Annotated in this window: 13 protein-coding genes; 5 read left to right on the top strand and 8 right to left on the bottom strand. The window is 70.0% G+C overall.

Annotated elements, in window-relative coordinates:
• Window position 1 precedes the first annotated feature (1 nt).
• Together SPR02S_RS13030 and SPR02S_RS13025 are read right to left on the bottom strand one after the other, a co-directional pair.
• Entirely contained in the window at window positions 2-1,120 is a 1,119-nt protein-coding gene (locus tag SPR02S_RS13030) for an ADP-ribosylglycohydrolase family protein (RefSeq protein WP_019057408.1), read from the bottom strand.
• Between the two features lie 762 nt (window positions 1,121-1,882).
• The gene (locus SPR02S_RS13025; protein ID WP_019057407.1) at window positions 1,883-2,308 is read right to left on the bottom strand and encodes an ATP-binding protein; all 426 of its coding nucleotides are present in this window, start codon (window positions 2,306-2,308) and stop codon (window positions 1,883-1,885) included.
• A 113-nt stretch (window positions 2,309-2,421) separates the two neighbouring features.
• Here SPR02S_RS13025 and SPR02S_RS13020 point away from each other — a divergent pair, with 113 nt between their 5' ends.
• Complete coding sequence (locus SPR02S_RS13020) at window positions 2,422-3,234, top strand: helix-turn-helix domain-containing protein (RefSeq protein WP_019057406.1); 813 nt, start codon at window positions 2,422-2,424, stop codon at window positions 3,232-3,234.
• A complete protein-coding gene (locus SPR02S_RS13015) occupies window positions 3,231-3,422 on the top strand; it encodes a DUF397 domain-containing protein (protein ID WP_019057405.1) in 192 nt (63 codons plus the stop codon). Before SPR02S_RS13020 ends, SPR02S_RS13015 begins: the two co-directional genes overlap by 4 nt.
• Window positions 3,423-3,439: 17 nt before the next feature.
• On the opposite strand, the gene SPR02S_RS13010 is transcribed toward SPR02S_RS13015, so the two are convergent.
• The gene (locus SPR02S_RS13010; RefSeq protein ID WP_106436950.1) at window positions 3,440-5,860 is read right to left on the bottom strand and encodes a tetratricopeptide repeat protein; all 2,421 of its coding nucleotides are present in this window, start codon (window positions 5,858-5,860) and stop codon (window positions 3,440-3,442) included.
• Between the two features lie 135 nt (window positions 5,861-5,995).
• Here SPR02S_RS13010 and SPR02S_RS13005 point away from each other — a divergent pair, with 135 nt between their 5' ends.
• Entirely contained in the window at window positions 5,996-6,496 is a 501-nt protein-coding gene (locus SPR02S_RS13005; protein WP_019057403.1) for a DUF2165 domain-containing protein, read from the top strand.
• Here SPR02S_RS13005 and SPR02S_RS13000 read toward each other — a convergent pair.
• Window positions 6,489-7,040 (bottom strand): hypothetical protein, encoded by a 552-nt coding sequence (locus SPR02S_RS13000; RefSeq protein ID WP_019057402.1) that lies wholly within the window; start codon window positions 7,038-7,040, stop codon window positions 6,489-6,491. The two genes, SPR02S_RS13005 and SPR02S_RS13000, sit on opposite strands and share 8 nt — an antisense overlap.
• A gap of 110 nt (window positions 7,041-7,150) precedes the next feature.
• Window positions 7,151-9,736, bottom strand: coding sequence for a bifunctional FO biosynthesis protein CofGH (locus SPR02S_RS12995; protein ID WP_019057401.1), 2,586 nt, complete (start codon window positions 9,734-9,736; stop codon window positions 7,151-7,153).
• 292 nt (window positions 9,737-10,028) lie between these two features.
• On the opposite strand from SPR02S_RS12995, the gene SPR02S_RS12990 reads away from it, so the two are divergent.
• Window positions 10,029-11,555 carry a CehA/McbA family metallohydrolase gene (locus tag SPR02S_RS12990; RefSeq protein WP_019057400.1) on the top strand — a complete coding sequence of 509 codons (1,527 nt, stop codon included), beginning with the start codon at window positions 10,029-10,031 and terminating at the stop codon, window positions 11,553-11,555.
• 69 nt (window positions 11,556-11,624) lie between these two features.
• Here SPR02S_RS12990 and SPR02S_RS12985 read toward each other — a convergent pair whose 3' ends face one another.
• Window positions 11,625-12,491: an endonuclease/exonuclease/phosphatase family protein gene (locus SPR02S_RS12985; protein WP_019057399.1), complete on the bottom strand. Its 867-nt coding sequence runs from the start codon at window positions 12,489-12,491 to the stop codon at window positions 11,625-11,627.
• Between the two features lie 44 nt (window positions 12,492-12,535).
• Here SPR02S_RS12985 and SPR02S_RS12980 point away from each other — a divergent pair, with 44 nt between their 5' ends.
• Complete coding sequence (locus SPR02S_RS12980; protein ID WP_019057398.1) at window positions 12,536-12,928, top strand: nitroreductase/quinone reductase family protein; 393 nt, start codon at window positions 12,536-12,538, stop codon at window positions 12,926-12,928.
• A 42-nt stretch (window positions 12,929-12,970) separates the two neighbouring features.
• Here the strand turns inward: SPR02S_RS12980 and SPR02S_RS12975 are convergent, their stop codons facing one another.
• Both SPR02S_RS12975 and SPR02S_RS12970 read right to left on the bottom strand, forming a co-directional pair.
• Window positions 12,971-14,446, bottom strand: a complete 1,476-nt coding sequence (locus SPR02S_RS12975; RefSeq protein WP_019057397.1) for an aldehyde dehydrogenase family protein — start codon at window positions 14,444-14,446, stop codon at window positions 12,971-12,973.
• Window positions 14,443-16,173: an N-acyl-D-amino-acid deacylase family protein gene (locus SPR02S_RS12970; RefSeq protein ID WP_026150483.1), complete on the bottom strand. Its 1,731-nt coding sequence runs from the start codon at window positions 16,171-16,173 to the stop codon at window positions 14,443-14,445. The genes SPR02S_RS12975 and SPR02S_RS12970 overlap by 4 nt, the downstream gene beginning before the upstream one ends.
• Window positions 16,174-16,227: the final 54 nt, after the last annotated feature.

Below are 16,227 nucleotides of genomic sequence, written 5' to 3'. Positions count from 1 at the left end.
CTCAGCCCCCTCGCGGATACCGGGCGATCCAGCCGGGAGCCGACCCGGCGGGCCCGTGCAACGCGGGCCCCTGGGTCATCTCCACGGCGAAGTCGTCGGCGAGCACAAGCAACGTGGGACGGCCCTCCAGTTCGGCCAGCCAGGCCGGCGGGAGGGCCGTCTCGCCGTACAGGGCCCCGAGCAGCCCACCGGTGAGCGCCCCGGTGGCGCCCGAGGGCCCGCCCTGATTCACGGCGAGACACAGCCCATGCCGTACGTCCTCCCCGACGAGCGCGCAGTAGACGGCCCCGGCGAGCACCCCTTCCGCGCTCCCCTCCCCCACCAGCTCCTCGACCCGCCCGGAGGTGGGCATCCCCTGCCGTACGGCACCGAGGGCGCGCTGAAGGGCGTCGGAGACGGGCGGATGCCCGGGCCGCGCGGCGAGCTGGGCGAGCGCCCGCTGCACGGCGGCGTCGAGGCTCTCCCCCCGGGCCAGCCCATGCACGATGACAGCGTAGGCACCGGCGGAGAGATACCCGACGGGATGCCCATGAGTCTGCGTCGCACACTCCACGGCGAGCTGCATCACCAGCTGAGGCTCCCACCCCACGAGCAACCCGAAGGGCGCGGACCGTACGGCAGCCTCACTCCCCACCTCACCGGGATTCTTGGGCGCGTCGAGCGTCCCCATCCGCTCATCCCCAAGTCCCAACAAGCAAGCCCGAGTTGGATCCCGCCGAGCGTAGAGCCACTCCTCCCGCGCGAGCCATCCGTCGTCCTTACGACGCTCATCGGGCCCCCAGTCGTGCTGGGTGGCGGCCCACCGCAGATAGGCCCGGTGCAGATCGGTGGGCGGATGCCAGGCCCCGGTATCCCGTCTGACCTGCGCCCGGATCAACCCGTCCACGGTGAAGAGAGTGAGCTGCGTGAGATGAGTGACGGCGCCCCGCCGCCCGTACCCGAAGGCGAGATCCACGACGCCCTCCGCACCGTAGGCCTCCCGGATCTCGTCGATCGCCAACAGATCGACGGGCGCACCAAGGGCATCCCCCACAGCGGCCCCGAGCAGCGCCCCCCGCACCCGACTCCGAAAATCCTGCTGCTCGACCCGGCCCCAGACGGCCGCGGTTGCCGTACTCACCCAGGCCTCCTCAGGGCTCCGTCGTACGTACGAGTCAGTTCAGCACTGTAATCGAACGGGGACGGTGGGTTGAGAGGGTGGATCGGTATACAGGGGTTGGGCTGGTCGGGGGTTGGTGGGTGGACGTTGGGCCAGGCATGAACACCCTTGCCTGAACTGCGTTGCGGGCCGGAGTGAGGGATGCGCGCTCGCGTCTCGCCAGCACGCCGGGCCGGCTTAGCGGCGACCGGCCGGTGGGGGGAGAAGCGAGAGGGCAGGGTCGGCAGCACGGCGGGGCGGGTGGGAGGCCGCCGGGGCGGTGGGTGGGTCGGGGAAGTGTGACACTTCCGCTGAAACTGTCACACTTCTGCGGACCGGGTACCCCAGGGAGGGCCGGTCGGTGGGGGCTGTCGTCCGGGCCGTCGCCCAGAACCGGCCCGATCCGCCCACAGGCCATGGCCCCATGCCTATGGCTCAAGTCCCCACTCACCGCTGGCCGCTGAGCCGGCCCGGCGTGCAGGCGAGACGCGAGCGCGCACCCTCCGCACCGGCCCACAACGCAGTACAGGCAAGGGGACTCACAGCCGGCCACCCATCCCTCGGGGCCGCCCGCTCGCTTCTCCAACGGGATTGCGTGAGGCGAGTCAAGGGTGAAGCGAAGCGGAATCGGCGCAGCCGACGCGACCGCAGGGAGCGCCCTTTACTCGGCTCGCGCAATCCCGACACTCACAAAGAAGCGGGCGGACCGACGGTCACTCCACAGCTCAGGGCCACAGCATCCCCTCACTCCCGCCCCAACACGAGTTCGGCCCACACGGTCTTGCAGGGGGTGGGTGTCTCATCAACACCCCAACGCTCCGCGTACGCGGCCACGAGCAGCAGCCCGCGCCCCGATTCCGCGCACACCGAGGCCGAGTTCGGGACACGGGGGACCCGATCGCCTCGGGCGTCCGTCACCTCGATACGGAGCGTGCCGAATGCGTCGAGCCGTAGAGTCAGCCTGAAATCGCGCCCGGGTACCCGCCCGTGCACGACAGCGTTAGCGGAGAGTTCGGCGACGACGTGTTCCGCGGCCTCGGACGGCAGCCCCCAGTCGGCGAGTTGACGTTCCGTGAGGAGACGGGCGAGGCGGGCTCCCCGGCGCGTTGCGGACAACAGCACGGTGAAGTGCCGTACCAGGGTCGCGGCTTGAGTGATTTCTTCATTCACATCACTCAGCGTGGCCACTCCTGTCTACCCTGAACAGCATTCATGTCGGTACGGAGCGCGACTGTCCGGCTGCTGTCCGGGGTCGTCCGGCTCGTGCACGAGAGGTGGGCGGTGTGGAGGACGAGGAGTCGGCGGCCGTACTGAAGGCGGTAGGCCGTCAGATCAAGATGTGGCGGGAGGCCGCCGGGCTGTCACAGGCGGAGTTCGGGGTCGAGATCGGGTACAGCGCGGAGATGGTCTCGTCGGTGGAGCGGGGGCGGCGAGCCCCCAAGCCGGAGTTCCTCGACAAGGCGGACAAGGTGTTGAAAGCGGGCGGCAAGATCTCCGCGATGAAGGAGGACGTGGAGAAGGCCCGGTACCCGAAGAAGGTCCGGGATCTGAAAAACCTGGAGGACGAGGCCGTAGAGCTGGGAGCCTACGACAGCCACCAGATTCACGGGCTGCTGCAAACCCCGGACTACGCCAGGGAGTTGTACGTCATGCGACGGCCCGCGTACACGGAGGAGGAGATCGATCGGCACGTCACCGCGCGTGTGGCACGCAAGGCCGTCTTCGAACGCAAGCCATCGCCGCTGCTCACCTTCGTCCAGGAAGAGGTGACGCTACGGCGGCCCCTCGGAGGCAGAATGGTGCTGCGCAAGCAGCTTGAACACCTCCTGGAGATCAGTAAGTTGCGCCATGTCGAGATCCAGGTGATGCCCACAGACCGTGAGGACCACGCGGGTATGGCGGGCTCGATCCGGCTGCTGAAGCTCCTCGACGGCAAGACACTCGGCCACTCGGAGGGCCAGCTCCACAGCCGACTGATCAGCGATCCCAAGGAAGTTCAGGTCCTCGAAATGCGCTATGGCATGATCCGGGCGCAGGCTCTCACGCCACGGGATTCCCTGGCCTTCATCGAGAAAGTAATGGGAGAAGAGACATGACCTCCGCGCTGAAGTGGTTCAAGAGCAGCTACAGCAGCAACGACGGCCCTGATTGCGTCGAGGTCGCGATAGTCGCCGCCGATGCCACGGTCCACGTACGCGACTCCAAGAACACGCAGCGCGCCCAACTCGCCTTCGCGGATACCTCGTGGACCGAGTTCGTGTCGTTCGCCGGAGTATCCCGGTAACTCGCTTACCCCGAAGCTCAGTTGGCGGCGGACGGGTGATCATCGGGCCCGTCGTTCGAGGTGGACGCACCGAGTCGCCGGCGCACGGTCATCCGCCACTCCGTGGCCCAGGCATACGCGGGTTTGAGTTCCAGAGCGCGGTCCAGGTCGGCGAGCGCCTCCTCGTCGCGGCCCAGATTGGCCAGGCTCGCGCCGCGGCTGGCGTACGCCGACGCGTAGTCAGGGTCGAGGGCGAGGGCACGGTCGTAGTCGGCGAGCGCCTCCTCGTCGCGGCCGGCCGTACGGAGGGCGTCGCCGCGTTCGCAGAGTCCCCAGGCCCAGTCGGGTTGCAGCGGGAGCGCGCGGTCGAGGTCGGCCAGTTGGCGTTCGTGGTCGCCGAACGCCCGCCACACCCGTGCCCGGCGGGCAAGTGCCCAGGCGTAGTCGGGCTTGAGTTCCAGCGCACGGTTCAAGTCCGAGAGAGCCATGTCGAGTTCGCCGAGGAATAAGCGGGTGGCGCCTCGGGACGCCCAGGCGAAGTCGCTGGTCGGATCGAGGCGGATGCCCTCGTCCAAGTCCCGCATCGCTTCGGCATGGTGGCGCGCGATGCGGTGGTGTTCACCGCGCAGGATGACGTTGTACGCGTTGTCCGGCTCCAGGGCCACGACCCGGTCAAGGTCACGGAGTGCGGCATCGTAGTCGCCCATTCCACCTCGGGTCACCGCCTTCGCCCGGTGGGCTCGCACGAGGTCCGGGTCGAGCGCGAGGGCACGGTCGTAGTCGTCCAGGGCCTGCTCGTAGTCACCGGCCCGGCCGAGGGCGTCGCCTCGGTGCGCCCACGCCTCCGCTCGCCACCGTTCGTCCCCGCGCGCGCGGCTCAGCAGCAACTGGAGCAGACCGGCCACACCTCCGTCCGCGAACGCCTCCGCCAGGGCACGCCCATACGTCCGTACGGCTTCCGCGTCCGTGTCCTCACCCGCATCGGCCACGAGCCGTACCCAACGGCGCACCACGTCCTCCCCGTAGGAGCAGGCAGCGACGATGTCGGCGGACACCGTCGCGGGCGCGGTCCGAGGCAACGCGCACATGGAGTGGTAGGACTCGGCCAGCCGCAGTTCGCGCCACTCCTCGTCCGACCGGAACTCGTGGGATTCCCTGGTCTCTTCGGACTCTCCGCGCCACCTGGCGAAGACCTCGGCGAGCCGTGCGTGCCGCTCGGTCCACCCGCGTGGGGAGCGGCGGCGCTGCAGGCGGAGCATCGGCTCGCGCACCAGGTGGTGATAGCGGACACGGTCGCCCCGGTCATCCACGAAAGGCAGCCCGCGCAGCCACGTGAACAGCGCCTCCGCCTCCTCGTCCGGGCATTCGACAGCGGCCCGGAACACGTCCATGTCCAAGCTCCGGGGCAAGGCGCACGCGAGCGCCACCGCCCGGCGCACCGGGTCGTGTTCCCATCTCAGGAAGCGTTCGACCGCCGTGGCGCTGGGGTCGCCCACATCGTGCGGATCGGCAGGACGCTGTTCGGCCAGCGTCGACACCAACACCGGCAGTCCGCCCGTGAGACGCAGCACCTCCTCGACCACGGGCTCGGCCACGACCCCCTTGCCGGCGAGCAGTCCCCGGGTCTCCGCCTCCGTGAACGGGCCGAGCGGCACATCGGCCACGAAGTCCGCGAAGCCGCCCCAGCGAGCGGTGTCGAAGGAGTGCTGGCCGGCGGTCACGACAACGACCGTGGCCGGGAGAAAACCGTACAGGTCGCCCGTCATCACCTCATGCAGCCAGCCGTCGAGAAACGGCCCCGTCCGCTCGTACGTGTCGAAGAACAGGACGATCCAGGGGACCCGGGACGCCACGTCGGCGAGTTCGCCGAGCAGGACCGGCGTGAGGACTCGCTCCGGTGACAGAACCAGTTGCACGTCCTCCTGATTGCGGAAGCGCGCACTGAGGCCCGCTCTCAACCGATCCGCTCCCTGGGCGAGTTGGGCGGCGTCGAGCGCACCCGCGAAAGCGCCGGCCCCCGGCACCATGCCGAGTCCGACCAGTCCGGCCCGCGCCGCCACCATGCTGCTCGCCGACGGCCCCTCCGGCGCCGGTTCGAGCATGGCTACGACAGCCGCCTCCGCCTCGTGCCGCCGCTCTCGATGCGCGGCGAGCAGTCGCTCCAGCTCCTTGAACCTGTGTCCCTGCAGAGCGAACTGACGACTGATCACCGCCATCGCCTCCGGCACACTCCCGACGCTCTCGTCGACGTACGCCGTCAGCGCGCCCATCTCCCGCGCGACCTGTTCCAACTCCCGCACCAGGAACGTCTTCCCGACTCCCGCGTTGCCGTGCACGTGGAAGAGGAACCGGTGCCGCTCGTCCTCGGGCGCGATCCCGAAGTTGGCCCGGAACGCGGCCCGTTCAACACCCCGCCCCACGAAACCGGCCCGCCTGCGCTGCCGGATCAGCTCCTGCATCGACGGCCGCGCCTGCGCCACCCGTACGCCCCCTCGTCAGCACGCCCACCGGAGTCCGTGCGGCACCATTCTCGCCCAACGACCGCGGACCTCAACAGGTGAGGCACTCCCTCCCGCACGGGGAAGGAACCTGTCATGACCGCCCCCACCTCGCGCACCGCGACCACCCTCGCCGCCACCCTCCTCACCGCCACCGTCGCCCTCTACATCGCCCTCGTCGCCTTCGGGAACATCACCGACTTCGGGACCAACCAGCAGTTCGTGCGGCATGTGCTGGCCATGGACACGACGTTCAAGGACGACGATCTGATGTGGCGGGCGGTCAGCGGTAAAGGGCTGCAGGATGCCGTCTATGTCGCGATCATCGCGTGGGAGACCCTTGCCGCGCTCGTGCTGATCTACGGAACCTGGCTGTGGGTCCGGCGGGACGATGAGCGGGCCCGGCGTTTCTCCACGTACGGGCTGCTCATGCTCATGGTGTTGTTCGGGGCCGGGTTCATCGCGGTCGGCGGCGAGTGGTTCTCGATGTGGCAGTCGAAGGACTGGAACGGGCTGGAGGCCGCGACGCGGGTGTTCCTGTTGAGCGGGGTCGTGCTGCTCGTCGTGCAACTCCCGACCAAGAGTTCCGCTACTTGACCACGATCACCTTCGTGCTCGTCGTCCCGAACGCCCACAGCGCCGCCCCGTCCGCCTTGCCCATCCGTACGCCGCCCGTCTGCTTGCCCACCGCCGGCGGGGGCGAGGAGCCGTCCACCGCGTTGGAGAAGGCGATGTTGAGGCCGGACTTGGTGGCGAAGTAGACGATGTTCGCGATCTGGACGCCGTCGGAGCCCGTCGTGGCGTCCTTGCGGACCGACACCGTGTACGTGCCCGGGTCGGGGCTCACCGTGCCCGGCCAGACCGCGAACGTACGGCCCGCCTTGTCGCTCGCGTCGACCAGCCAGACCCGTTTCTGGCCCACGGCGTAGACGATGCGCCGCCCGGTACCGGAGGAGGCCGGTACCGCGGCGGCCGTCGCGTGCGGCTTCGGGGACGTGGACGCGTGCGCGGACGCCGAGGCGCGCGGCTGGGCGACGGGCGCCTTCGGGTGCGGCCCCTTGTTGGCCTGGACGGCCAGGACCGTGACCGCGGCGATCGCTCCCACCGTCAGACCGGTCACCCAGACCTTGGAGGCAGGCACGGGCACGCATCTCCTCAGCTACTCACAGCCCCCACATCCCGATCGAACAGGGGTCGGATCATCGTACCGGCCCCCATCCCGGCACCCGCCCCATCCAAGCCCCCGCCCGCTCAGTCCAGCACCGGCAGCAGCTCCGGCAGATGCCCGTCCGAGACGGAAGCGGCCAGCTGTCGTTCCTCCGGCACCTCGCCGTACAACGTCGTCCGCGGCCTTGCCGGCCTGCCCGCCAGCTCCGCTACGGCGACCAGGTCCCGCACCGACTTGTACGAGCCGTACGACGAACCCGCCATCCGCGAGATGGTCTCCTCCATCAACGTGCCGCCGAGGTCGTTCGCCCCGGAGCGCAGCATCTCCGCCGCGCCCTCCGAGCCCAACTTCACCCAGCTCGTCTGGATGTTGGGGATGTGAGGGTGGAGGAGCAGCCTTGCCATCGCCACCACCGCCCTGTTGTCCCGCATTGTCGGGCCGGGGCGAGCGATCCCCGCCAAGTACACGGGTGCGTTGGTGTGGATGAACGGCAGCGTCACGAACTCAGTGAAGCCGCCCGTGCGTTGCTGGATGGACGCCAGGGTGCGGAGGTGGCCCAGCCAGTGGCGCGGCTGGTCCACGTGGCCGTACATCATCGTCGACGACGACCGGATGCCCAACTCATGGGCTGTCGTGACTACTTCGATCCATGTCGCCGTCGGCAGTTTCCCCTTCGTCAGGACCCACCGCACCTCGTCGTCGAGGATCTCCGCCGCCGTGCCGGGGATGGTGTCCAGGCCCGCTTCCTTCGCCGCCGTCAGCCACTCGCGGATCGAAAGGCCGGTGCGCGTCGCGCCGTTGACGACCTCCATGGGAGAGAACGCGTGGACATGCATCCCGGGAACCCGCTCCTTCACCGCCTTCGCGATGTCGAAGTACGCCGTGCCGGGCAGGTCGGGGTGGATTCCGCCCTGCATGCAGACCTCAACTGCCCCGACCTCCCAGGCCTGTTGGGCCCGGTCCGCCACCTGGTCCAGCGACAGCGTGTACGCGTCCGCGTCCGTACGGCGCTGCGCGAAGGCGCAGAAACGGCAGCCGGTGTAGCAGACGTTGGTGAAGTTGATGTTCCGCGTGACGATGTACGTCACCTCGTCCCCGACCACCGACTTCCGCACGTCGTCCGCGATCCGCGTCAGCGCGTCCAGCGCCGGGCCGTCCGCGTGCAGCAGCGCCAGCGCCTCCGCGTCGGTGAGCTTCGTCGGGTCGTCGGCCGCCGTCGCCAGCGCCTGCCGTACGTCCGTGTCGATGCGCTCGGGGACCATGCCGGGTGCCGCCGCCTCGCGCAGGGCGCCCCAGTCGCCGTAGACCTCGTCGAAGTCGTCACGGCGGTCGGACGTACGGCCCTCCGTGTCGATCGTCGTGTGGAGATCCGTGCGGCCGGATGACACGAAGGCCTCCTCCGGCTCCTGCCACGCGTGGCCCTCGACCACCGCGTCCTCACGGGCCAGGCCCGTCTCCGGGTCCGCCAGTGCCCGTACGTGCGGCAACAGGCGGGGGTCCAGCCAGGGTTCGCCCCGCCCTACGAACTCCGGGTACACACACAGCCGTTCGCGCAGTTCGAAGCCCGCCTCCGCCGACTCCTCGCGCAGCAACTCGATCTGTGGCCACGGGCGTTCGGGGTTCACGTGGTCGATGGTGAGAGGGGAGACCCCGCCCCAGTCGTCGATGCCCGCGCCGATCAGGCGCTTGTACTCCGAGTCGACCAGGTTGGGCGGGGCCTGGATGCAGGCCGACGGGCCCATGATGTGGCGGGCCACCGCGACCGTCGCCACCAGCTCGTCCAGCTCCGCGTCCGGCATGCCGCGCATCGCCGTGTCCGGCTTGGCGCGGAAGTTCTGGATGATCAGTTCCTGGATGCCGTGGTAGGAGCGAGAGATCTTGCGGAGCGCGAAGAGGGAGTCCGCGCGCTCCTCGTACGTCTCGCCGATGCCGATCAGGATGCCGGAGGTGAAGGGGACGGACGAGCGGCCCGCGTCCTCCAACACCCTTAGGCGTACGGCGGGTTCCTTGTCCGGGGAGCCGTAGTGCGGGCCGCCGGGCTCGGACCAGAGCCGGGTCGCGGTCGTCTCCAGCATCATGCCCATGCTCGGCGCCACCGGCTTCAGGCGCTGGAAGTCCGTCCAGGTCATCACCCCGGGGTTGAGGTGCGGGAGCAGGCCCGTCTCCTCCAGGATGCGGATCGAGATGGCGCGGACGTACGCGATCGTGTCGTCGTAGCCGTGCGCGTCGAGCCACTCGCGCGCCTCCGGCCAGCGGTCCTCGGGCTTGTCGCCGAGGGTGATGAGGGCTTCCTTGCAGCCGAGGGCCGCGCCCTTGCGCGCGATGTCGAGGACCTCGTCCGGCGACATGAACATGCCGTGGCCGGCGCGGCGGAGCTTGCCGGGGACGGTGACGAAGGTGCAGTAGTGGCACTTGTCGCGGCACAGGCGGGTGAGGGGGATGAAGACGCTCTTCGAGTACGTGATCACGCCGGGGCGGCCGGCCGTCTCCAGGCCCGCGTCGCGCACCCGGGCGGCGGACGCGGTGAGGTCGTCGAGGGCCTCGCCGCGGGCCTGGAGCAGCACCGCCGCTTCCGTGACGTCGAGGGCGACGCCGTCACGGGCCCGTTTGAGGGCGCGACGCATGGAGTTCTCGGTCGGGCCGGTTCCGGAGCTCGCGGGAGTCGTCATCCTTCGAGCATACGATCGGTGTGATCAGGCCAAAGAGGGGCGCCCGATGCATTCCGGCCGGGCAGGTCGTTACACGGTGTCACTGGCAACGGGACCACTCCACCCTTCCTCGTACCGGCGCCACCCTCCCCCGTACGGGCTCCGCCCTCCCCCATGCCGACTCCTGTTTCCCGACACCCGCCGATTCCCTGTCCTTGCACGGGAGTTCACAGCCGACTATCAGAGTCGTACGGGTCACCTCCGCTCACCTCCGCGCCATCCCTGTCCCTCACGACACCCCGGGAGCAGCAGCATGTGCGACGACGATCACGGAAACGGCCTCAACCGACGTGCGCTGATCGTGACGGGCGCCACCGCCGCGCTTACGTTGGGGAGTGTGACCTTCGCAAGCGGTGCGACGACTCCCGCAAGCGGTGCCCAGGAGACGCGGACGGTCCGGGGCACGCTCCCGACCGGTTCGCCCGACTACGTGTACGTGCCCGTCGAGATCCCCACGGGGGTCAACGAGATCAGGGTGGCCTACACGTACGACAAGCCGTCCGTCCCGGCCGGTACCCAGGGCAACGCGCTCGACATCGGCATCTTCGACCAGCGCGGCACGGACCTGGGCGGCCGGGGTTTCCGGGGCTGGTCGGGCGGGGCGCGCACGGAGTTCTTCCTCCGGGTGGACGACGCGACCCCCGGCTACCTCCCCGGCCCGGTGCACGCCGGCGTCTGGCACATCGCGCTGGGCCCGTACACGGTGTCCCCGCAGGGCCTGTCGTACGAGCTCACGATCACGCTCACCTACGGCGAACCGGGCGTCGCGCCGCGGCCGGTGTATCCGCCGGAGCGGGCGAAGGGGCGCGGGCGGGCCTGGTACCGGGGTGACTGCCATCTGCACTCCTGGTACTCCGACGGGCGCCGCACCCCCGCCGAGATCGCGGCGCTGGCGCGGGCGGCGGGCCTGGACTTCATCAACTCCTCCGACCACAACACCCCGTCCTCGCACCCCCATTGGGCCCCGGAAGCGGGCGACGACCTGCTCATCATGCTCGGCGAGGAGATCACGACCCGTAACGGTCACGTGGTCGCCCTCGGCACCGAGCCCGGCACCTTCGTCGACTGGCGGTACCGGGCGCGCGACAACCGCTTCGGACGGTTCGCCCGCGAGATCCGGCGGGCCGGCGGCCTGGTCGTCCCCGCCCATCCGCACGCCACCTGCATCGGCTGCGCCTGGAAGTTCGGCTTCGGCGAGGCGGACGCCGTCGAGGTGTGGAACGGCCCCTACACACCCGACGACGAGATCGCCCTCGCCTCCTGGGACGCGACGCTGGTGGCGTCCGTACGGGAGGACCGCGAGAACCCGGGGTGGCTCCCGGCGATGGGCAACAGCGACGCCCACCGCGACCCGGACGCGATCGGCCTGCCCCAAACCGTCGTCCTGGCCGAGGACTTGACGAGGGAGGCGATCCAGGACGGCATCCGCGCGGGCCACTCCTATGTCGCCGAATCCAAGAACCTCTCCCTCACCTTCACCGCGTCCGGCGGCCGGGCCCAACACGCGGGAATCGGCGACCGGTTGAGGGTCGACACGGACACCCCGGTCACGGTACGGCTGGAGGTCACCGGCGCCCCGCGCTGCACCGTCCGCTTCGTGACCGACCAGGGGGTGCTGTTCACCAGCGATCCGCTGCCGGTGGGTGGGGCGGGGGTGGTCGAGTGGGGTACGACGGCGGCCTACGCGGCGTACGTACGGGCCGAGTTGAGGCACGAGACGGCGGCGGGGGCGGTACCGGGGGCGCTGGCGGCGTTCACCAATCCGATCTTCCTGGGCTAGGCCAAGCGGTGAACCGGTGAGGTGGTGAACCGGTGAGGTGGTGAACCGGTGAGGTGGTGAACCGCTGGCCTAGGCGCTCAGATCCACGACAACCGCCGCGTGATCGGTCGGCCACACCCCGTCGACCGACCCGTCCCCCGCCCGCCGTACGCCCCGCACATGGCCGGGCGCGCCCTTCCCGGTCGGCTCGACGAAGATGTAGTCGATGCGGACGCTCGGCCCGAACGTGCCCGCGAGGTACGGATTCGCGAGGTCCCAGGTGGCCGAGGGCGCCCCCGGCTCGGCGAAGTCCCAGGCGTCGATGAGGACTTGACCGGCAACGGGCGGCGCGGTCTTGTACCCGCCGAACAACCGCACCTCGTCCGAGTCCGGCCAGGCGTTGAAGTCACCGGTGACGACGGCCGGGAAAGGCCCGTCGCCTCGATGCTCGGCGACGAACTCCGCGAGCGCGGTGACCTGTTGGCACCGTACGGCCGAGGCCTCGGTGGCGGAGGAGAGGTGGGCGGTGAAGAAGGGGACGCGGTACCCCGGCGCGTCCAGCCCCGCGTACAGCGCGAGCCGGCCGCCGTCACCGGCGCCGGGCGGCAGCGGCAGTACGGCCCGCTCGGCGACGGGCCAGCGGCTGAGGACGGCGTTGCCGATGCCGACGGTGGGGTCGCCGAGCCGCCGCTGCCAGAACCCGGGGTCGTGAGAGGCTCCCCAGGTCCAGTGCATGCCGAGTTCCGAGGCGAGCCAGGCGGCGAGGTTCTCACCGCTGGAGCCATCGGTACCGCCGGTACCAGCAGCACCGTCCGCGCCCCCGGTGTCCCACACCTCCTGCAACCCGACGACATCGGGCCGCAGTTCCCGCAACACGGCGAGAATCGCCTTCTGCCGGGCCTCCCAGGGCCCGTACCGCCACCACAGGTTCCACGTCACGATGCGCACGGGGATCATTGAAGTCCACGAACGCAGCCAGCCGACAGGAGATCCGGAAACCGATGCCGAGCACCCCCGAGTCCAAGTACCGCAATGTCGCGAGATTCCAGCGCCTGCTGAACTCGGCCATGCGCCACCTCCCCACCCAGACCGTCCTGGAGACCACCGGCCGCGTCTCCGGCCAACCCCGCCGCACCCCGCTCGGCGGCCGCCGTGTCGGCGACACCTTCTGGCTGGTCTCGGAGTTCGGCGAGCTCTCCCAGTACGTCCGCAACATCAAGGCGAACCCGAAGGTACGGGTCCGGATCATGGGCCGCTGGCACACCGGCACGGCCCACCTGCTCCCGGACGACGACCCTCAGGCCCGCCTGCGCACCCTGCCCCGCTTCAACAGCGCGGCGGTGAAGGCGATGGGGTCGAGTCTGCTGACGGTGCGGGTGGATCTGGACAGGTGACAGTGGGCGGGGGATGCGACCCGGCGGGCGAGGGGCTTCGCGTCACCCCGGCCAAACGATCGCCTGCACCTCGCTGTACGCGTGCAGCGCGTAAGACCCGACGTCCCGTCCGACCCCGCTCCTCTTGAAGCCCCCGAACGGCGCCTCCATGTTGCGCCCCACGGTGTTGACCCCGACCCCGCCGGCCCGCAGCAGCCGGGCCACCCGGAAGGCGCGGGCCACGTCCCCCGACCACACATAGTCGATGAGGCCGTAGTCGCTGTCGTTGGCGAGGGCGATCCCTTCCTCCTCGTCGTCGAAGGGGACGACCACGACGACCGGCCCGAAGATCTCCTCACGGACGACCCTCATCTCGGCGGCGCAGTCGGCCAGGACGGTGGGCGCGACGAGGAACCCCGGTCCGTCGGAGGGCCGTTCACCACCCGCGACCACGACCGCCCCTTCCTTCCGGCCGAGTTCGACGTACGACTCGACGCGCTCCCGGTGCGCCGCCGAGATGACCGGCCCGACGACCGTGTCCGGCGAGCGCGGGTCGCCGACCTTCAACGCCCCCGCGTATCCGGCCAGTTGCTCGACCAGCCGGTCGTAGACACCCCGCTGCGCCAGCACCCGCGTAGGCGCCGTACAGATCTGCCCGCTGTAGAAGGAGAAGGTCGTACCGATACCGGACACGGCCGATGCGAGATCCGCGTCGTCGAAGACGACAGCCGCGCCCTTCCCGCCCAGCTCCATCAACTGCCGTTTCATCCCCCGCCCGCACACCTCGGCGATCCGCTGCCCGACGGCCGTGGAACCGGTGAAGCTGACCATGTCGACGTCCGGCGACTCCACAGCCGCCTCACCGACCTCCACCGCACACCCGCCGACCACGTTCACGACCCCGCGCGGCACCCCGGCCGCCTCCAGCGCCTCCGCCATCCGGTAGACGGACAGCGGGTCCTGCGGCGCCGGTTTCACGACCACCGTGTTGCCCATGGCAAGGGCGGGGGCGATCTTGCCGGCGGGGTTCGCCCAGGGGTTGTTGTAGGACGTGATGCAGGTGACGACACCGACCGGCTGCCGTACGGCAATCGCCCCCATGACGGCCGCCCGCCCGAACGAGCCCGCCTCGTTGACCTGCGGCGCGATCGCCCACTCGGCCGGTTCGACGGTCGCGTACCGCCGGAACCGGGCCGCGGCGACGCCCACTTGCATGCCCCGCGCGGTCCCGGTCGTGGCGCCGGTCTCCGCCTGTGCGAGCTCGGCGTACGACACGAGCCCGCGACGGATGAGGTCCGCCGCCCGCCCGAGAATCGCCGCACGTTCCTCGGCCGGCGTACGCGACCACGCCCCGAAGGCGTCCCGGGCGGCGGCGGCGGCGGCGAACACCTGCGCCCGCGAGGCCTCCGGCGCCCACCCCACGGTCTCCTCGGTAGCGGGATCGACCACGGCGTAGTGCCCACTGTCCGGCGCGACCCACTCGCCCCCGACGAACAACCTTTGCTCGCCCGCGACTTGAGGGCCGACTTCGGAACTCACTTCGTGCTCACCGTCCTGGTGTCCCGCCCCGACCGCAGCACCCGCCCCGGCACGGACCCGCTCACCACGTCGTCCCGGAGGGCCTCAACCCCGTTGACCCACACGGCCGTTATCCCGATCGCCTTGGAGTCCAGGCGCGGACTGTCACCCGGCAGGTCGTGCACCAGGGTGGCCTTGCCGGCGTCGATCCGTTCCGGGTCGAAGAGCACCAGGTCCGCATGCCAGCCCTCCCGCAACTGCCCCCGCTCCCGCAGCCCGAACAACCGAGCCGGATCATCGGTGAGCATCTTCACGGCCTGCTCGAGCCCCACCAACTTCCGCCCCCGCAGACAGTCCCCGATGAAGCGGGTCGTGTACGGCGCCCCGCACATCCGGTCCAGATGCGCCCCCGCGTCGGACCCACCGAGCAACACGTCCTCGTGCTGCCAGGTCTCGGCACGCAGCGCCCAGGAGGCCGGGTCGTTGTCGGAAGGCATCGGCCACAACACCGTCCGCAGCTCATCAGCCGCACAGATCTCGACGAGACACTCAAAGGACTCCTGCCCACGTTCCTCGGCGATGTCCTTGACCACCCGCCCGGTGAGCCCCTCATTGGCCGCGCTGTACGTATCCCCGATCACATACCGCCCGAAGTTCGCGAGCCGCCGAAAGACGCCCGCCTCCTTGCTGTTGGCGTTCCGCAGCATCTCGGCCCGTGCGTCGGGTTCGCGCAGCTTGGCGATCCGCTCGGGCACGGGCAGGCTCAGGATCGGCCCCCACCCGGGTATCAGGTTCAGCGCGCAGAAGGTGCCCAGCGACATGTTCATCGGCGTGAGGATCGGCATGGTCAGCGCGACGACCCGCCCCCCGGCCTTCCGCGCCCGCTCACTGGCGAACAGCTGCCGGGGCACGCGCTCAGGCACGGCGGCGTCGATGGTCAGCACGTTCCAGTTCAACGGCCGCCCCGCCACCGCGCTCATCTCGACGAACAGATCGATCTCCGCGTCACTGAACTGATCCAGACACCCGGCGACGATCGCCTCGATCTGCGTCCCCTCGTGTTCCCCAACAGCCCTGGAAAGCGCGATGAGTTCGGCGGGCAGCGCATGCCGGGAGGCGACGGGCTTCCCGTCACCGTCGGAGTGGGTGGAGGACTGGGTGGTGGAGAAACCCCAGGCCCCGGCATCCATGGCCTCGTGGAACAACCGCAACATCTCGGCGAGTTGCTCCTCACTCGGCTGCCCACCAACAGCGTCCGCGCCCATCACATACCGCCGCAACGCACAATGCCCCACCATGAAGCCCGCGTTGACAGCGATCCGCCCTTCGAGAGCGTCCAGGTAGTCCCCGAAGGACTGCCACGTCCAGGGCGCCCCCTCTTCGAGAGCGACCAGAGACATGCCCTCGACCTTGGACATCATCCGCCGCGTGTAGTCGGCGTCGGCGGGCCGGGATGAGTTCAACGGGGCAAGGGTGAAGCCACAGTTGCCGGCGGCGACGGTAGTGACTCCGTGATTGAGGGACGGCGTGGCATACGGGTCCCAGAAGAGCTGGGCGTCGTAGTGGGTATGGGGGTCGACGAACCCCGGCGCGAGGACAAGTCCGTGCGCGTCTTCGCTGCTTCGGGCTTCCTCTTCTATGGACCCGATCTCGGCGATGCGACCGTCCCGTATGCCGAGGTCGGCGGTGTAAGCGGCCGCTCCCGTCCCGTCCACGACGGTCGCGCCTTTGATGACGTGATCAAGCACGAGGGTTACCTCCTCAAACTCCGGCCCGGGGCACCTGCTTAGGGGCGCGGGGCT

The sequence above is a fragment of the Streptomyces prunicolor NBRC 13075 genome, assembly GCF_000367365.1.
In the GTDB taxonomy this organism is placed as follows: Bacteria; Actinomycetota; Actinomycetes; order Streptomycetales; family Streptomycetaceae; genus Streptomyces; species Streptomyces prunicolor.
The sequence above is the reverse complement of the archived record's forward strand: the minus strand, read 5'-3'. Positions and strand labels throughout refer to the sequence as shown.